At 69.4% G+C, this 17,047-nt stretch carries 18 protein-coding genes and 1 pseudogene; 11 read left to right on the forward strand and 8 right to left on the reverse strand.

Annotated features, from left to right (window positions below):
* Positions 1-293: 293 nt before the first annotated feature.
* Positions 294-1,040 (reverse strand): VOC family protein, encoded by a 747-nt coding sequence (locus tag ACZ6SA_RS44595; protein WP_443156577.1) that lies wholly within the window; start codon positions 1,038-1,040, stop codon positions 294-296.
* Between the two features lie 328 nt (positions 1,041-1,368).
* Between ACZ6SA_RS44595 and ACZ6SA_RS44600 the strand changes: the two genes are divergently transcribed.
* The 5 genes from ACZ6SA_RS44600 (at position 1,369) to ACZ6SA_RS44620 (ending at position 5,381) form a co-directional block, all read left to right on the forward strand.
* A complete protein-coding gene (locus tag ACZ6SA_RS44600; RefSeq protein ID WP_465835199.1) occupies positions 1,369-2,787 on the forward strand; it encodes an MFS transporter in 1,419 nt (472 codons plus the stop codon).
* A gap of 79 nt (positions 2,788-2,866) precedes the next feature.
* Positions 2,867-4,084: a cytochrome P450 gene (locus ACZ6SA_RS44605; RefSeq protein WP_465835201.1), complete on the forward strand. Its 1,218-nt coding sequence runs from the start codon at positions 2,867-2,869 to the stop codon at positions 4,082-4,084.
* 24 nt (positions 4,085-4,108) lie between these two features.
* On the forward strand, positions 4,109-4,306 hold the full coding sequence (locus tag ACZ6SA_RS44610) for a ferredoxin (RefSeq protein WP_347648546.1): 198 nt from the start codon (positions 4,109-4,111) through the stop codon (positions 4,304-4,306).
* Entirely contained in the window at positions 4,303-5,202 is a 900-nt protein-coding gene (locus tag ACZ6SA_RS44615) for an NAD(P)/FAD-dependent oxidoreductase (protein ID WP_465835203.1), read from the forward strand. The genes ACZ6SA_RS44610 and ACZ6SA_RS44615 overlap by 4 nt, the downstream gene beginning before the upstream one ends.
* A gap of 38 nt (positions 5,203-5,240) precedes the next feature.
* Positions 5,241-5,381, forward strand: coding sequence for a hypothetical protein (locus tag ACZ6SA_RS44620; protein WP_347648548.1), 141 nt, complete (start codon positions 5,241-5,243; stop codon positions 5,379-5,381).
* A gap of 90 nt (positions 5,382-5,471) precedes the next feature.
* Here ACZ6SA_RS44620 and ACZ6SA_RS44625 read toward each other — a convergent pair whose 3' ends face one another.
* Positions 5,472-6,701 carry an MFS transporter gene (locus ACZ6SA_RS44625; RefSeq protein ID WP_465835314.1) on the reverse strand — a complete coding sequence of 410 codons (1,230 nt, stop codon included), beginning with the start codon at positions 6,699-6,701 and terminating at the stop codon, positions 5,472-5,474.
* 221 nt (positions 6,702-6,922) lie between these two features.
* On the opposite strand from ACZ6SA_RS44625, the gene ACZ6SA_RS44630 reads away from it, so the two are divergent.
* Positions 6,923-7,171, forward strand: coding sequence for a hypothetical protein (locus ACZ6SA_RS44630; RefSeq protein WP_465835206.1), 249 nt, complete (start codon positions 6,923-6,925; stop codon positions 7,169-7,171).
* A gap of 147 nt (positions 7,172-7,318) precedes the next feature.
* Positions 7,319-7,579: a hypothetical protein gene (locus ACZ6SA_RS44635; RefSeq protein ID WP_465835208.1), complete on the forward strand. Its 261-nt coding sequence runs from the start codon at positions 7,319-7,321 to the stop codon at positions 7,577-7,579.
* Positions 7,580-7,607: 28 nt separating this feature from the next.
* Here ACZ6SA_RS44635 and ACZ6SA_RS44640 read toward each other — a convergent pair whose 3' ends face one another.
* From ACZ6SA_RS44640 to ACZ6SA_RS44650, 3 genes are read right to left on the reverse strand one after another with little or no spacing between them, the layout of a single operon-like run.
* Positions 7,608-8,588, reverse strand: a complete 981-nt coding sequence (locus ACZ6SA_RS44640) for an ABC transporter substrate-binding protein (RefSeq protein WP_465835210.1) — start codon at positions 8,586-8,588, stop codon at positions 7,608-7,610.
* The gene (locus tag ACZ6SA_RS44645) at positions 8,585-9,382 is read right to left on the reverse strand and encodes an ABC transporter ATP-binding protein (RefSeq protein WP_347648665.1); all 798 of its coding nucleotides are present in this window, start codon (positions 9,380-9,382) and stop codon (positions 8,585-8,587) included. The genes ACZ6SA_RS44640 and ACZ6SA_RS44645 overlap by 4 nt, the downstream gene beginning before the upstream one ends.
* Positions 9,382-10,404, reverse strand: coding sequence for a FecCD family ABC transporter permease (locus ACZ6SA_RS44650; protein WP_465835212.1), 1,023 nt, complete (start codon positions 10,402-10,404; stop codon positions 9,382-9,384). Before ACZ6SA_RS44650 ends, ACZ6SA_RS44645 begins: the two co-directional genes overlap by 1 nt.
* Positions 10,405-11,397: 993 nt before the next feature.
* Between ACZ6SA_RS44650 and ACZ6SA_RS44655 the strand changes: the two are divergent.
* Positions 11,398-12,445: pseudogene (locus ACZ6SA_RS44655) on the forward strand (transposase); the annotation flags it as partial.
* 10 nt (positions 12,446-12,455) lie between these two features.
* Here the strand turns inward: ACZ6SA_RS44655 and ACZ6SA_RS44660 are convergent.
* Together ACZ6SA_RS44660 and ACZ6SA_RS44665 are read right to left on the reverse strand one after the other, a co-directional pair.
* A complete protein-coding gene (locus tag ACZ6SA_RS44660; RefSeq protein WP_465835316.1) occupies positions 12,456-12,857 on the reverse strand; it encodes a recombinase family protein in 402 nt (133 codons plus the stop codon).
* Positions 12,858-12,991: 134 nt separating this feature from the next.
* Positions 12,992-14,074, reverse strand: coding sequence for an alpha/beta hydrolase (locus ACZ6SA_RS44665; protein WP_465835214.1), 1,083 nt, complete (start codon positions 14,072-14,074; stop codon positions 12,992-12,994).
* Between the two features lie 109 nt (positions 14,075-14,183).
* Between ACZ6SA_RS44665 and ACZ6SA_RS44670 the strand changes: the two genes are divergently transcribed.
* Both ACZ6SA_RS44670 and ACZ6SA_RS44675 read left to right on the forward strand, forming a co-directional pair.
* The gene (locus tag ACZ6SA_RS44670; protein ID WP_465835216.1) at positions 14,184-14,930 is read left to right on the forward strand and encodes a TetR/AcrR family transcriptional regulator; all 747 of its coding nucleotides are present in this window, start codon (positions 14,184-14,186) and stop codon (positions 14,928-14,930) included.
* A gap of 185 nt (positions 14,931-15,115) precedes the next feature.
* Complete coding sequence (locus ACZ6SA_RS44675; RefSeq protein WP_465835218.1) at positions 15,116-15,325, forward strand: hypothetical protein; 210 nt, start codon at positions 15,116-15,118, stop codon at positions 15,323-15,325.
* Between the two features lie 341 nt (positions 15,326-15,666).
* Here ACZ6SA_RS44675 and ACZ6SA_RS44680 read toward each other — a convergent pair whose 3' ends face one another.
* Positions 15,667-16,179 carry a pyridoxamine 5'-phosphate oxidase family protein gene (locus tag ACZ6SA_RS44680; RefSeq protein ID WP_465835220.1) on the reverse strand — a complete coding sequence of 171 codons (513 nt, stop codon included), beginning with the start codon at positions 16,177-16,179 and terminating at the stop codon, positions 15,667-15,669.
* A 63-nt stretch (positions 16,180-16,242) separates the two neighbouring features.
* Between ACZ6SA_RS44680 and cobF the strand changes: the two genes are divergently transcribed.
* Positions 16,243-17,001, forward strand: coding sequence for a precorrin-6A synthase (deacetylating) (cobF, locus tag ACZ6SA_RS44685; RefSeq protein ID WP_465835222.1), 759 nt, complete (start codon positions 16,243-16,245; stop codon positions 16,999-17,001).
* Positions 17,002-17,047: the final 46 nt, after the last annotated feature.

Consider the following 17,047-nt stretch of genomic DNA (forward strand, 5'->3'; position numbering starts at 1 on the left):
CTGTTGCATCCGTACCCTGAAGCGGAGCAACACGCATCCGCCCGGGAGGCAGCCCTGCTGTGTCCAGGACGGGCGATCTCGATCGAGGGATCACCCTAGGCCCTCATCGAGCACCGCTGGCATGGGTGTGGCGGCAGGCGTGCGGCGTCACACCTCGCTGCCGAGGATGGCCGCCGCTCGCAGGTCCACGCCAGGACGCCTCCGGCCAGGCAGCGATGGCCTCCCTGTGCGGGAAAGTGCCGACAACTCCGTTCAGGAGCCGTTGCCCGACCCGCAGGTGAAGAGGCTCCGCGTCAGCGCGGGGTGAGGACGCAGAACTCGTTGCCCTCCGGGTCGGCGAGGACCGTCCACGGCACGTCGCCCTGGCCAATGTTGATGTCGATGGCGCCCAGAGCTCTCAACCTGGCCACCTCCGCCTCTTGGTCGTCACCGGGGTATGGCCGGAGGTCCAGGTGGACTCTGTTCCTCATGGTCTTCACGTCGGACGTGCGGTGGAACTCCAGATACGGGCCGACACCCTTGGCGGACCGGAGCATCGCGTGATCGTCGGTCACCTCGTGCAGGGTCCAGTCCATCGCCTCGTCCCAGAACCGGGCCATGGCCCGCGGATCCGCGCAGTCGACCACTACCGCGGCGATCGGCCCGGTGTCCTGGTTGAGCGGATGAGGCTCCAGCACGCAGAACTCGTTGCCTTCCGGGTCGGCGAGGACCGTCCACGGCACGTCGCCCTGGCCCACGTCGGCGGGCGTCGCGCCGAGCTCCTGGAGGCGCGCGACCAGCTGTGCGTGATGGGCCGCAGAGGTGGTGGCGAGATCAATGTGCACGCGGTTCTTCACCGTTTTGGGTGCCGGGTCGCCAACGATGTCGATGACGACGGCGGAGGGGTCGGGATAGACGAAGCCCATCGGCTCGAGGCAAGTTATGCCGGTGATGCCGGGTTCCTCGCTGTCAATACCCCAGCCGAGCACCTCCGCCCACCACCGGCCGAGCACCGAGTGATCCAGAGCCTTCATATGGATCTGAATGAGCCGCGTCGCCATGCCGTCGATCATATGACCAGGTGGATGATGCTTTGTTCGCATGATCACTTAAGGCGACTTCGCTGATCGGCCGGGTTGCACCGCGTGTTGAGGCTTTCCTCTACCGCGCCCAGGCAGGAGGTACGGCGGGAGGCGAAAGTCTCCGGGACTCGTTCAGCGACAGTCTTGACGTCATGAGTGTTTGTGACAACGAGCAGTGCGACGCGGAGCCCGGCATCGGGCTCCGCTGCTTACGGCTGCGCCACCGGCCGGACGGCTCTCTCGCCGTGACGGACGAGTCTGGTCCAGCGAGACGTACCAGGCCCGGTGCGCGGACGGGGGCGACCGCGTGACGGACCCCTCTGCCCCCGCCGCTGTCTCGTGGCGGGAACTGTTGAGCCCGGAGCACGCCGGCGTGGCGATCGTCCTGGCCGTCGGGGTGCTCGTCGGTGCGATCAACATCTATCTGGCCTCGAGCCTGCTGCCGACGGCGGTGGCCGAGATCGGCGGCGCGGGCTTCTACGCGTGGAACATGACGGTCTACCTCGTCGCGATGGTGATCGCGACGATGCTGGTCAGCCGCTTCCTGGCTCGCTGGGGCGACGTCGGCGCCTATCTGCTCGGCTTCGGAGTGTTCCTGGTGGGTTCGCTGGCCTGCGCGCTCAGCCCGGTGATGCCGGTGCTGCTGGCTGGCCGTGGCATCCAGGGGCTGGGGGCGGGGCTGCTGTCCGGGCTGGCCTTCGCCGCCGTCCGATCCGCCCTGCCGCGCCGGTTGTGGACGCGCGCCAATGCGCTGATGTCGGCGATGTACGGCGTGGGCAACTTCGTCGGACCCGCGCTCGGCGGGCTGTTCGCCCAGTTCGGGGGTTGGCGGTTGGCGTTCGTCTCGATGGCAGTGATCGCGGCGCTGTGCGGCTTGCTGGTGCCCCGAGTACTGCCACGCGGCGACCGCGGCGACGTCCGGGCGCCGGTCCCGGTGGTTTCGCTGCTGCTGGTCACGGCGGCCGCCGCCGCGGTCAGCGTGGCCGGGGTGTTGTCCGGGGCCGCGGCCATCGCGGCCGGCATCGCGGTGGCGTTGCTGCTGGTGGCCGTCTTCGTCGCTCATGAGCGGCGCAGTGAGCTGCGGGTCTTCCCCCGCAGCACCTACCGGCCGGGTTCGCCGCTGAAGTGGCTGTACCTGACGCTGGCGCTGCTGGCTTTCGGCGTCGCGGTGGAGTCATTCCTGCCGTTGTTCGGACAGCGGTTGGGCGGGCTGGCCCCGGCCGTGGCCGGGTTCTTCGGCGCGGCCATCTCGCTGGGCTGGTCGGCGACCCAGCTCGTCAGCTCCTCAGCGGTCAAGGAGCGCACGATCGGCCGGTTGCGCATGCTCGGCCCGCTGCTCCTGGCGCTCGGCTTCCTCGTCCAGGGCCTGCTGCAGCGGCAGGACGCCCCGCTCTGGCTGGTGCTCGTGTGGGTGCCGGTGCTGTTCATCGCCGGTGCCGGTGTCGGGCTGGCCTATCCGCACCTGTCGGTGGCGGTGATGTCCAGCACGCAGGACCCCGGCGAAGGAGAGCGGGCGGCCGCTGCGATCGCCACGGTGACGAGCCTGTCGATCGCGTTCGGGACGGCGGTGGCCGGCGCCCTGGTCAACCTGGGCGGTTCCTCGATGCTCGACGCGGCCCGTTACATGCTGTTCGGGTTCGCGATCATCTGTGCGTTCGGTGCCGTCACCGACCGCGCGGCATCTCGTACCGGCTCTCCGGCGTCAGCCGGCCGGCCTGGCTCGTGAGCGTCACATTCCACCCTCGGGCCGTGAAGCCCAACCGCAGACTCTCGACCGTGACCGTGTTCGATTCGAAGGAGATGTCATGACCGATGCCCCGCAAGAGACACCGATGTTCCCGATGGCCCGTGCGGCGGGATGTCCGTTCGATCCGCCGCCGCAGCTGAGCCGCCGCGGTGAGCAAACGCCGGTCTCGCGCGTGCGGCTCTGGGATGGCAGTACGCCGTGGATGGTCACCCGCTACGCCGACGTACGCGCGCTGCTCGCTGATCCGCGCGTCAGCGTCGACGTTGCCGAGCCGGGCTTCCCGCACACCAACGCGGTGAGCAAGGCGCGCGACGCGCAGATGAAGACGCTGATGCAGATGGACGCGCCGGAGCACACGGTGCACCGGCGCCGGCTGACCGCGGACTTCATGGTCAAGAAGATGGAGGTGCTGCGGCCCACGATTCAGCGGATCGTCGATGGTCTCATCGATGACCTGCTCGCCGGGCCGAACCCGGCCGATCTGGTGGAGGCGTTCGCGCTGCCGGTTCCCTCGCTGGTGATCTGTGAGCTGCTGGGGGTGCCGTACGCCGACCGCGCCTTCTTCCAGCGGGTGGCCGGTGAACTGGTCATGGACGAGGGCGATCCGGCCGAGGCCATGGCCGCCAGCGAGGAGCTGAACAGCTACCTGGAGAATCTGGTGGAGGAGAAGAACGCCGAGCCAGGCGATGATGTGTTCAGCAGGCTGACCGTCGAGCAATACCGCACCGGCGCGATGACCCGGGCCGAGATCGCCACGATGGGACAGCTCCTGCTGGTGGCCGGGCACGACACCACCGCGAACATGATCGCGCTGGGCACGGCCGCGCTGCTGACCAACCCCGAGCAGTTGAGCGCACTGCGCGACGGCGCCGACCCTGCCCTGGTCGCAGGCGCGGTCGAGGAACTCCTGCGCTACCTGTCCATCACCCACACCGAAGCCCGCCGCGTCGGAGCCGCCGATCTTGAGATCGGCGGGCAGCTGATTCGCCGGGGCGAGGGCATCATCGCGGTCAAGAGCACCGCCAACCGCGACCTCGCCGCCTTCCCCGACCCCGACGTGCTCGACGTCCACCGCAACGCCCGGCACCATGTCGCCTTCGGCTACGGCGCCCACCAGTGCCTGGGCCAGCCGCTGGCCCGCGTGGAGCTCCAAGTCGTCTTCGGCACCCTGTTCCGGCGCATTCCCACGCTGGCTCTGGCCGTGCCACCGCAAGATCTGACGTTCAACCCCAACGCGGTCTTCTACGGGGTCCGCGACCTGCCCGTCACCTGGTGAAGCAAGCAGAAGAGGAGAAGGTAGATGAAGGTCACCGTCGACCAGGACGCCTGCACCGGCTCGGGGCAGTGCGTGCTCAGCGCACCTGAGGTGTTCGACCAGCGCGACGCCGACGGCATCGCCGTGCTGCTCGACGACAGCCCGGAGCCCCGGCTGCACGAAGACGTCCGCGAGGCCGCGCGGATCTGCCCGGCTCTGGCGATCACGCTCACGGGCCCGTGAAGCAATTGTCCCGCATCGTTGTCGTAGGCGCTTCCGTGGCGGGGCTGACCGCCGCGGAGGCCCTGCGCCACCACGGATTCACCGGCGACCTGACGATCGTCGGCGCCGAATCCCGGCCGCCCTACGATCGGCCGCCGCTGTCCAAGCAGATCCTGCGCGGCACATGGCAATCCGACCGCGTGACGCTGCGGCGCCCTGACGCGCTCGACGCCCTGGGCGCGGACTGGCGGCTCGGCGTAGCCGCCACCCGCCTCGACACCGACGCGCGCGAACTCACCCTCACCGACGGCGGTGTGCTGCCCTACGACGGGCTTGTGATCGCCACCGGAGTCACCCCCCGGCAACTGCCCGCAGGACACGAACTCGGCGGCGTTCACCTGCTGCGCACCCTCGACGACGCGCTCGCCCTGCGGGCCGGGCTGCTGGCCGCCACCTCCGTGGCCGTCGTCGGTGCCGGTTTCCTCGGCTCGGAGGTCGCCGCGATCGCCCGCGAAGTCGGCCGCAACGTCACCTTGATCGACCCGCTGCCCGCCCCGCTGATCCGTCAGTTCGGAGGTCACGTTGCCCAGTTGTGCGCCGAGTTGCATGCCCAGCGCGGCGTAACGGTCCGCTCCGGCACCATCGTGACCGCACTGTGCGGCCACGATGGTCGGGTCACCGGGCTGAACCTGGACGACGGCGATCACGTTTCAGCCGACCTGGTGCTGGTGGCCATCGGCTCGACCCCGGCCGTCGACTGGCTGACCGGCAGCGGGCTGAACCTGGACGACGGCATCCGGTGCGACCAGACGTGCCGGGCCGCCCCCGGCGTCGTCGCCGCCGGCGACCTCGCCTCATGGTCCCACCCGCAGTTCGGGCGCATGCGCATCGAAATTCTCGATCGCCGGGGTCGGTGACATCCAGGCCCAGGGCGCGGCCGCCGCCACGTTCGACGATGTCGCGGATCTGCGGGGACCTGGCCACCAGGCCGCCCGCGAGCACTGCGCCGGTCTCCACCGACGACGACCTCGCCCTCCTCAAGGAGGCCGGTTTCACGCGTTACGGGACGATCCTGAAGTACCTCGCCTTCGAATGAGATTGGCCGAACCCGTCTCGGCGAGCAGGTTGCGGACGCGATCGCCGTCCTGACCGCCGACGCGGTCAGGGACGATACCGAAGGACATCTTCAGGACCCCTCAGGTCGGGCGAATCCGCGGCTACTGGGAACCAGGGCCGCAGCGGCCGGGGCGAGGAAGCACACCAGCGCGCAACCGGCCAGGACTGGCTGCCAGCCGAAGGCGTCGATGGCGGGGGCGAGGAAGGCCAAGCCGACGGGAGCCAGGCCGTAGGAAACCAGAAAGTCGAGCGAGGAGACCCGGGCGAGCAGGCGCGGCTCCACCTCGCGCTGCGTGGCGGTGAACCAGGGCACGTTGAACAGCTCGATGCCCAGCCCGGCCAGCACGTAGGCGGCGAACACCACTGCCGGGTGCACCGGTAGCAGCAGGCTGAGCGGCGCGAAGCCGTACAGGGCCAGGCCAGCCAGGGCGGTCCAGCCCTGAGCTCGCGGCGTCCAGCGGGCCACGAGGAGCGCGCCGGCCAGCGCGCCGAGGGTGTAGGCGGTGAGCGCCGCCGCGAGCATCGCCTCGGTGCCGTAGCGGTCGCGGCTGACCAGCGGGAGTGCCACGCCGGTGGCCGAATAGCCGGTGAAGACGACGGCGGCCAGCGCGCCCAGCCCGGCGAGGAACCACGGGTGCCGGCGCGCCTCGCGCACCCCCTCGCCGAACTCCGCGAAGAACCGCGCGCCGTCCGCCGGACGTGCCGGGGCCGACAGTCCCCGGGGCGGCAGTACGGCGGCGGCCAGCCATAGCAGCCCGGTGCCGATCAGCAGCCACCAGGTGTTCAGAACGGCGGCCAGCAACGCCGTGCCCGCCGGCGCGACCAGGGTGGTGACGCGCACGGCCAGCGTCATGGCGGCGTTGGCCTGCCTGCGCCGCCCGGCGTCCACGACTTCGGCCGTGAGCGCCTGGAACGCGGGCCGGCACGCCCCCTGGCCCGCGCCGACGACCGCCGCCGCCGCGGCCATCAGCGGAATCGACCGTCCGAGCCCTAGCGCGATGAACGGGGTGGCGAGCGCGGCGGCCAGCCCCGCCCACAACACGACGACCCGTCGCGAGTACCGATCGGCCAGGACTCCGCTGATCGGCACCGCAAGGAGGAAACCCACCGTTCGGGTGGCCAGCACGATCCCGAGAGCGGCGGCGGTAAGCCCACGGTCCAGCACGGCGAGCCCCAGCACGAACGGCAGCGCCCAGGTCGCCAGCCCTGAGGCGGTGGTGCCGCACCACAGCAGGAGGAACCGCCCCTCGCGCATGATGGACCGCGCCGCGGACGGCGACGTGTCCGAGTCGGTGGGCATCGGTGCGATCACAGGCGGACTCCTCCATGGGACCAGGACCATCGAGATTTCCGATCCACAACACGGCAGTGAAAACCACTATCATTCCACTTCTCTGAGGGCCTTTCCCCCGTTCCGTGAGATCAGCGTCTTCACCGGGCTTGTGCTGCCCTTGTCCTCGGCCGCCTGCGGCGGTACCCGATCCGTCTCTTTCGTCCGCTCCTGCCCCGGGTGCGGTGCGGGTGAGCAGCTGTGGCCAGGGCCTGTCGTTCTCCAGCCCGCCGGAGCGCGTCATCACGCTGGACCATTCCTCGTCCGAGACGCTGCTCGCGCTCGGCCCGCAGGACCGCATGGCCGGAACCTCGAATCTGAAGACCACGGTGGCGCCGCAGTACAAGGCCGCCTACGACAGCGTCCCCGTAGCCCGTGGAAGGCGCTCGGCCGGACCGACCAGCTCGTCATCGACGCCGCGCTGGAACGCCTCGACCTGACCGAGCTGAGGGCCAGGGACTGGAAGACGCCCTCCGGTGGCGAACGCCGGCGCACCCACATCGCCGCGCGCCCTCCCCCAGCAACCCTGGTGCATCCTGCTGGATGAACCCACCAACCACCTGGACATCAGACACCAGCTTGCCCTGATGGACCTGCTGGCGACCAGCGACCGTACGATTCTGGTGGCCCTGCACGATTTGGCCCTGGCCGCCCGCCACTGCGACCGCCTCGTCCTGATGAGCGGCGGCACGCTGATCGCCGACGGGCCGCCGAACGAGGTCATCACCCCGGAACGGCTGCGGAACGTCTTCGGCGTCGAGGCCCACATCGCCACTGACCTGCTGGGCAGCCTGACGGTCGCCTACGCCCGCGCCGGTGAGGCAGGAAACCCGCACGCGACCTGGTGAGCCGCCCCGGGCGGCGCTGCTCATCCGGTCATGTCTCGAGTTCGCGCAGGTATTTCGCGAATCCTTCAAGCCCGTCGATGTTGCGCGGGCCGCTGATGCCCTCGTTGTAGTCCAGGACATAGAAGCGGTCGTTCACCACGGCGGGCAGCTTGCTGGTGGTGGGGAACTCCTTCAAAAACTTGATCTTCTCCGCGGCGGGCTTGTCCCCGTAGTCCAGGATGACGATGACCTCCGGCTTGGCCTCGACCACGGCCTCCCAGGTGACCTCCCCCCAGCGGGCGTCCAGGTCACCGAACACGTTGCGGCCGCCGGCGAAGCGGATGATGTCGGTAGGCGGCACCTGGCTGCCCGCGGTGAACGGCTTGTCCGTGCCCGAATCGTAGAGGAAGACCGGGGTCGGGTCGCCCTTGGGCGCCTGCGCCTGAACCGCCTCGACGCGCTTGCGGTAGTCGGCGATCAGTTCCTGGGCCTTGGCCTCGACGCCGAAGATCTGGCCGAGGCGTTCGAGGTCGGTGTAAAGGGCCTCGAACGGCGCCACCCGCTCAGGGTAGCCGGGGTAGTTGAAACATGACTCTGAGTGCATGAAGCTCTGAATCTTCAGCCCGTCGAGGATCTCGGGGGTGATGCCGCGCTGGTCGCTGAAGCCCGAGCGCCAGCCGGCGACCACGAAGTCGGCCTTGGCGTCCACGACGAGCTCGCGGTTGAGCAGGTCGTCGCTGAGGAACGTGACCTTGGCGTACTCGGCCGCCCATGGCGACTCCTCGACGGACGGGTTGGCGGGCGGCATCACGTAGCCGTGCACATGCTGGGTCAGGCCGAGAGCGAACATCTTGTCGGCGCTGCCGCCCTCGTAGACGACGGCGCGGCGGGGCGTGGTGTACTGGACGTCCTCGCCGCACCTCTTGACCGTCACCGTGCTCGCGGCGGCGCCGTCACCCTCCACCTGCGCGCCGCATCCGGCGAGCAGGAGCGTGCCCGCCAGGAGCACGGCGATGGTAGGTCTCTTCACTCGGGGTTTCCTTTCATGATCGTGGCCGCACCCAGGTCGTAGAGCACCTGGGGGACCCCGGTGAGGGGATGAGGGACGACGCTCGCCTCGACGCCGAACGCCTCGCGGAGCAGTTCTCCAGTGAGAACCTCGGCGGGCGGGCCGCAGGCGACGAGAGCGCCGTGCGACAGCACCGCCAGCCGGTCGCACGCGGAGGCGGCCAGGTTGAGGTCGTGCAGGGTGACCAGCACGCTCACCCCGGCGCCCTTGAGCATCGACAGCAGCCGGATCTGGTGGTGCAGGTCTAGATGGTTGGTGGGCTCGTCCAGCACCAGCACCCGCGGCTCCTGCACGAGCGCCCGGGCCACCAGGACCCGCTGGCATTCACCGCCGGACAGCGACAGCACACCGCGGTCGGCCAGGTGCAGCACCTCCATCTGCGCCATCGCCTCGCGGCACAGCTCGCGCTCGCGGGCGCTGAGCGCCTGGTTGCCGCGCAGGTGGGGAGCGCGGCCGAGGGCGACGACCTCCGCGACGGTGAAGTCGAGATCCGCCCGCCCCTCCTGCGTGAGGGCGGCGATCACGCGGGCGCTGTCGCGCAGCGGCATCCGCGACAGGTCCTGCCCGTCGATCCGCACCGCGCCGCCCGTCGGCCGCAACGCCCGATACACGCACCGCAGGGCTGTCGTCTTTCCCGAACCGTTGGGCCCGACCAGCCCCACCACTTCCCCGTCCTCGACGGTGAGCGCCAGATCCCTGACAATGGCGGCGCCGTCGATGGACACCGAGAGATCGTCCAGCAGCAGGCGGGTCATCAGCGACCTCCGAACAGGTAGCCGCGGCGGCGCAGCAGCACGACGAACACCGGCACGCCCACCAGCGCGGTGATCACGCCCAGTGGCAGCTCGCGCGGAGCGACCAGGGTCCTGGCCACCAGGTCGGCCCACACCATGAAGATCGCCCCGGCCGGCGGCGCGATGGTGAGCACGCGTACGTGCGCCGCGCCCACCCACAGCCGCACCAGGTGCGGCATGACCAGTCCGACGAAGCCGATCGCGCCGCTGACCGCGACCATGGCCCCGGTCGCCAGCGACGTCAGCACGAACAGGCCCCGGCGAAACCTGACGGTGTCGACACCGAGGCTCACCGACGTCTCGTCCCCCAGCGCGAGCACGTCCAGGCTCCGCCCGGAACGGCGCAGCACCACGACGGTGACCACGGTGACGACCGCCACGACCGGCAGCGCTCCCCAGGTGGCCGCGCCGAAGCCGCCCATCGACCAGAACAGCACCGTGCTCGTCGACTCGCCGTCCGGGACGAAGTAGACGATGAGGCTCATCACCGCCTGGAAACCGAACGCCATCGCCACTCCCGTGAGCACCAGCCGCAGCGGCGCCAGCCCGGCGGCGCCACGGGAGGCCAGATAGACCAGGCCGGAGACGAGCAGCGCCCCGAGAAACGCGCCGGCCGAGACCGCGTAGATCCCCAGCGCGGTGAGCGCGCCGGTGGCGCTGACGAGCACCGCCCCCGCCGACGCGCCCGACGACACGCCGAGGACGAACGGGTCGGCCAGCGCGTTGCGCACCATCGCCTGGATCGCCACCCCGACCACGCTGAGCCCGGCCCCCACCAGGACCGCCAGCAGCACGCGCGGCGTCCTGACCTGCCAGATGATCTGGTACGCGGTGACCTCGTCGGCCCCGATCGTGCCTTCGGTCACGGCCGCCCAGAGGAAGCGCAGCGTCTCCCCCGGTGGCACGGTGGCCGCGCCCAGGCCGATCGCCAGCAGCACGGACACCACGAGAACGCCGGCCAGCAGAACGACGATCAGCGGCATGGCCGGCCCCGTCACCTTACCGGTGGGCGGGTCGCCAGTTCCCGGGACCGCCGGTGAGGATGCCGCGCCGGAGCCCGATGAACCTGACTCACGCAACGTTCTCAAAGACACTCCAGAAAATGAGAATCATTTCCAACAGACCGTATCACCACGAATGACTCGCGCACTATCGGAGCGAAGGCGTGGAGACAGCCGGGTCAGTCTGCTGCCGCGTACCTGCGTGGGGCTGGGGAGGGCGGTGTCGCAGCCGAGTACGGCGGATCGGCCGGTTCCGGTGGCCGGCCGCCGGAGTCCGGGTCACCAGGCTCGGCCGGGTTCCGGCCGCCCTGGGCGTTCATCGTCCTCGTGGCCCCGCTGGTGACGGGGCGGTTCCTGCTAGCGCCCCACCTGACGCATCCGGCGCTGCGGGACCTGGGCGACCGTATTCGCGGCCGTATGCGTGCAGGCCCTGCCGTTCCTGGTGCTGGGGGTGGCGTTGTCGGCGGCCATCACCGCGTTCGTGCCCGCCTCGTTGCGTCGCGGTTGTCGTCAGCGGCGCCCAGAAGTTTGGTGATGCGGGGACGGCGGACTCCTCCGGGGCCATGGACGGATGCCCCCAGCAGCCCCAACCGTTGACATCACTGGAGCACTCGCAGGGGAGTTCAGGCCGTCAGCCCCGGTCGGACACTGACGCAGCCTGGAGGGGTTCGAGTCATACCGAACCGCCTCTGAGAAGGTCATGTCTACCCTGCCCACGCCCACGCCCACCCGCAGCCGCGACATCGCGACCGACTACGGCACCGTTCCTTTGCCTCCTTCGACGACCAAGCCGCCTGGGTGGAGCAGATGCTTGGCGGTCTTCGACCTGAGCGAGCCCATGTCGTGGGGCACTCGTTCGGCGGGGCGATTCAGGCAGCCGGTCGACCGAACTGGTGCCTGAGGGCTCGTCTGGAGAAGCTCGGTGCGGCCGAGGAGCCGCCGCTGATGAAGGAGCTGCGCTCGCTGGTTGATGACATGCTGCCCCGGCTGGACTTTCCCGAGCTGCTGCTGGAGGTCTTCGACCGCACCGGGCTGCCGTCCGACTTCACCCATATCTCCGGCGCCGACGCCTCCATGGAGGACTTTGGGGTCAGCCTGGCCGCGCTGATCGTGGCCGAGGCGTGCAACGTCGGCCTGGTGCCGATCGAAAAGCCGAACGTGCCAGCGCTGACCCGGGCCCGGCTGCTGCAGGTGGATCAGGGCTACCTGCGTGGCGAGACGATCGTGGCGGCCAACGCCCGCCTGATCGCCGCCCAGGGCGAGCTGGACATCGTCGCTTGCTGGGCGGCGGGCACATCGCTTCAGCCGACGGGCTGCGCTTCGTGGTTCCGGTGCAGAACCTGCACACCGGCCACAACCCCGCCTACTGGGGCAGACAGCGCGGCGCGACCTGGCTGAACGTGGTCAATGACCAGGTGATGGGCATCGGCGGGTTGGTGGTGCCCGGCACGCTGCGCGACTCGCTGTTCATCTTGGACGCCATCCACAACCTCGACGGGGGCCCGAAGCCGGAGACGGTGGTCACCGACACCGCCGGCTATTCCGACATCGTCTCGGGCCTGTTCGCGATCTGCGGTTACCAGTTCTCCCCGCGTATCGCCGATCTGGCCGACACCCGGCTGTGGCGCACCAACACCAGAGCGGTGTACGGACCGCTGGAGCACATGTCCCGCCACACCGTGCGGCTGGATAAGATCCGCGCGCACTGGGCGACATGCTGCGCGTGGCCGGCTCGCTGACGATGGGCACGGTGCGCGCCTACGACCTGATCCGGATGCTGTCGGCCGACGGGCGCACCACCGGCCTGGGTGAGGCGTTCGCCCACTACGGTCGGATCTTCAAGACGCTGCACCTGCTGCAGTTCATCGCCGACGAAGGCTACCGGCGGATGTTCGGCACCCAGCTGAACGTGCAGGAGGCCCGCCACCGGCTGGCCCGGAAGATCGCCTTCGGCAATCGGGGCCAGCTGCGCCAGCGCTACCGCGAGGGCCTTGAGGATCAGCTGGGCAGTCTGGGGCTGGCGTTGAACGCGGTCATCTGGTGGAACAGCCTGTATCTGGACACATGTCGTCGTCGAACACCTTCGGTCGGCCGCCGTGGCGGCCGCGCTCACGGGCCGAGGCCTGGCCCTCCAGCGACTTCTCCCGGATGTACTCGCGTTCGGACTCGGCCATCCCGGCGAAGAACGCGAACAACGCGGCCCCGTGCCCGCTCGGGTCATACACGCCCTGCAACGGGCCGGTGAGCAGCTCCAGCTGGATATCGGCCCGCCGCAGCTGTTCGGCGATGGTCAGCAGCTCGGCCGCGCCCCGCCCGAGGCGCTTCATCTCATGCACCGTGAAGATCACCCGCTGATGCGGGACCGCCTGCTTGATGGTGCGGGCGAAGTCCATCGCCTTGGTGAGCTCCGGCCGCACCTTCACGCGGGTGCTGATCTTCTCATTTCTGAGAACAGCACAGAGCCACCGTGGCTACGCAGAGCCGAATTGCATTCGCAGCGACTCGAGCAGCGGCTCCGATGTCCAGTCGCCGGGCCGACGGGTTCGTGATGGCCAAGGGCTGTGGCGCTTCACCAGGTGATCGGTTGGCTGGTGAGCATGGGCCGGACCTTGGTGAGCATCAGGTCGAGGAACCGATCGGGGTGGCGGAAGGAGGCGAAGTGGCTCGCGTCCTGGATGAGGGCGAAGTTCTTGACGGGCGCGGTGACGTCGTCGAAGAACCGCCGGACCGGCTCAGGCGGGGTGATCACGTCGCGCTCGCCCTGGAAGATGAAGAACGGGATGGCGAACGTGGTGCCTTCGGCCCATTCGTCGATGGTCGCGGACTCGGGCGCGACGCGCTCGGAGAAGCTCATGGCCTTGGTGTAGGCAGGCAGTTCGCGCAGGGAGTGCAGGGGCGAGGACAGCAGGGAGCCGACCACGACGGTCTTGATGGTGTCGAAGGTGAGCGGGTCGGAGCCGACGGTGTGCTTGTTGTACTGCGACCAGTCCTCGACGCCCCAGGCCGACCTGTCCGCGCCCATCGTGGTGACGGCGGCCAATTCCTTGCGCTTGCCGGCCGCGCCGAGCCGGTCCAGCAGCGCGCGGTAGGCGGTGTGGTCGCGGCCGCCGGCGTTGATGTTCTGGTCGGTGCCGACGTAGGCGCCGTACAGCTCCGGGTGGTTGCGGGCCAAGCGCAGCCCGACGATGGAGCCGAAGGAGCAGCCGAGCAGCACGACTTTGTCGACGCCGAGCCGGGCGCGGATGTGCTGGGTGACCTCCAGGGCGTCGCGCTCAAGGCGCTGCAGGCTCATGTCGCCCTGCCCGTCGGGTCCGCCGTGAGCGAAGGTCTTGCCAGCGCCGCGCATGTCCCACCGCACGATCGTGAAGTGCCGCTCCCAGGAGCGGGTGCGCGAGGCGAAGATCAGGTTGGTGGCGCCGGGGCCGCCGTGGAGTTCCAGGACCACCGGGTTGCGGCGGTCTTCGCCGCGGATGGTCACCCACTGGTCGATGCCGCCGACGCGGACGAACCCGGATTCCTCGATGCCGTGCGGGCTGGTGATGCGTAGTCGTTCGGCGTGGGCGGTGCGCCTGAGCTGGCGGTAGCCGAGCAGGCCTGCGGCGGGGACGGTGATGACCGCGGTGGCGGTTGCGGCGATGGCGATGCCAAGCATCTGCTACTTCCTTAAACTGTTTATAGCAGTAACAAGCGCGTTTACGCTATATACAGTTGTGGGAGGGTGTCAACCGACGTCCGCGAAGACCTCACCAAGGGGAGCGACCATGGCCAGGGCAGCCAAGCCGCGCGAGAACAAAGACAAGAAGGCGCGCGACCTGCCGACGGGCATCGCACTGCTGTGGGGCGAACAGGACCAGCCCGCCCGCGGCCCCAAGCCCAGCCTCACCCCCCAGCGCATCGCCGAAGCCGCCGTGACCCTCGCCGACGCCGAAGGGCTGGAGACCGTCTCGATGAACAAGGTCGCCGCCGAATTCGACGTCTCGGCCATGGCCCTGTACCGCTACGTGCCCGGCAAGACCGAACTCGTCGAATTGATGGTGGAAGCCGTCCTCGCCGAACCTCCCGACCTGTCGGCCGCCGGCTCCGGCTGGCGACCCCGGCTTTCCGCGTGGGCCCACCGCCAGTGGGCGGTCTACCAGGCCCACCCCTGGCTGCTGGCCGCCACCGCCATGCGCCGGCAGATCATGGGCCCCCACCAGCTCGCCTGGATGGACGCCGCACTTGCCGCCCTGGAACCCACCGGCCTGACCGCCGGCCAACGCCACCAGGTCTTCCTGCTGATCGCCGGGCAGGTACGCAACCTCGCCCAGCAACGGGCCGACTTCGACGAGGACCACAACCGCGAATGGGGCCGCCTGACCAGCGAACTACTCAACCGCCACAGCAATCGCTTCCCCGCCCTGACCAAGGCGATCGCCGACGGCGCATTCACCTCCACCGAGCTCGATCCACTCGACTTCGGCCTTGATCGCATCCTAGACAGCGTCCAAGTGCTCATCGACCGTGGCTAGCGAGCATCACCCCCCCCCTACGATCGCTGACCTACTGACGCAGCTGTGGCGGGGTCAGGTAGCGCCGGCGGACGTACGACGACCTCGTCGCCGAGTTCGGCCTCACCATCGAGGCGACCGGACCCAACTTCGGCTCCGACGCGCTCCTCGACACCATCGCCCACACTCCAGCCCTGGCCACCTTCATGGGCGAGCAGACCCGCCTCAACTGGCCCGCCGGCTACGGCCTGCGCCGCATCCCGGTGATCGGCCCCACGCCCGTCTACCCGCACTCACTCCTGTGGCACCGCGACAACCCCCACCTCCCGCTGGCCACCCTCCGCGGCCACCTCGCCACAGCGGCCGACCATGGCGCCGCCGGGACCTGGACGCCGGACTGGACAATCCCGCGCTGAACGCCACCGCGGAGGGTCGGACCGATGAACCGGGATTCAGGAGGCAGGCGGGGCCATCGGCACCCTCCGGCCCTGCCCCTCCGTATGCCCCATACGAGGCACGAGCAGGCCCGCTAAGGACCTCGACCAGGGCAAACGGCCGTCTTCACGAATCGTCGTCAAGAGCGACTCCGCAGCGCCAAAATCCGGTCCGATCCTCCCCGGAGGCCACCAGCGTCCGCCACCGGCTGACCAAGCCCGCCGCGGGCCCGTCGTACCCGTTTCAAATCGCTTCCCGGAGACACCACCGACCCGCCACCACAACGAATGGCCCGCGCATCGTGTCGGCCATCATCTCGTTGTCATAGCCAGCCGTTCGAGGTCAGGGACATGACTATCCCTTTCTCTCGTACTTGGTCTGCCCCCTCAATGGCGGTCGGCGGTTTGCCCGTCTTGGTTGATGAGTACGGGCGAAGCCCGTGCCTTCTTCGGCAGGTTTTGATCTTGCAACAACCGATCGCCTTTACATTGTAGATTTTTGGACCGGTGGCGCTGTGTCCCGGAACGCCGGTGCGCCAGTCATGTGACACCGAGAACCGCGGCTCGGCTCGGTCCAGGGCGTGCTCGACCACGGCGGCCGGCAGCGCGAGCAGGGCGGCGACGACCAGCGCGCCGGACGGGCCGGACCGGGCGATGAGCCTGGCCTTGTACGAGGATCCGGAGGTGATCACGCGAGCGGTCGCCGTCGCCAGGTCCAGCGTGGCCCCCACCGGCACCACGTGCGGCGGCCCGCCGGGGCGAGAGGTGGCGATCGTGCACAGATGCCGCTCCCGCCAGAACGCGGCGAAGTCGTCGCTCTGCTCGGCCAGATCCACGGTCCTCCTCGGGTGCTTTAGCGAGCGATATCGTATATCTCCCGCTCTGGCACACTCTTATGGGTGAAGCGGCTACTCGTCATCGGCATCGGCGCGGGCGATCCCGACCATCTCACCCTTCAGGCGGCCAAGGCCATCGCCCGCACGGACGGGTTCTTCCTCGTCGACAAGGGCGAGGTGAAAGACGAACTGGTGCGACTCCGGCAGGACCTGATCGCCGAACACGGCCGCCCGCCGTACCGGGTCGTCGAGGCCCGCGACCCCGAACGCGACCGGAACGCCTCCGCCTACACCGCAGCCGTCGAAGACTGGCGCTCGCGCAGGGCATTGGCCTGCGAAGCGCTCATCAGCGAGGAACTGGCCGACGGCGAGACAGGGGCGTTCCTGGTCTGGGGAGATCCGGGTGTGTATGACAGCACGCTGGCCATCGTCGAAGAGATCCTCCAGCGCGGGAACGTCACGTTCGAGTACGAGGTGATCCCCGGCATCAGCAGCGTGGCCGCCCTGACCGCCCGCCACCGCACCAGCCTCAACCAGGTCGGACGACCCGTCCATCTCACCACGGGCCGCCGCTTGGCAGAGGAGGGCGCCACCGCCGACGACATGGTCGTCATGCTGGACGCCCACTGCTCCTTCGCCGGTCTGGACGACTTCCACATCCACTGGGGCGCCTACCTGGGGACCCCTGACGAGATCCTGGTTTCCGGGAACGTCGCCGAGGTCGGCGACCGCATCCGCGAACTCCGCGCCGGAGCGCGCGCCCGCAAGGGGTGGATCATGGACACCTACCTGCTGCGCCGGACTCCTCCCGCCGATCGTTAAGTCGCGGCCGGCCACGGACCGATGCGCCGAAGGTGCAACACAGGCG

Source organism: Nonomuraea sp. NPDC049378, from assembly GCF_055586745.1.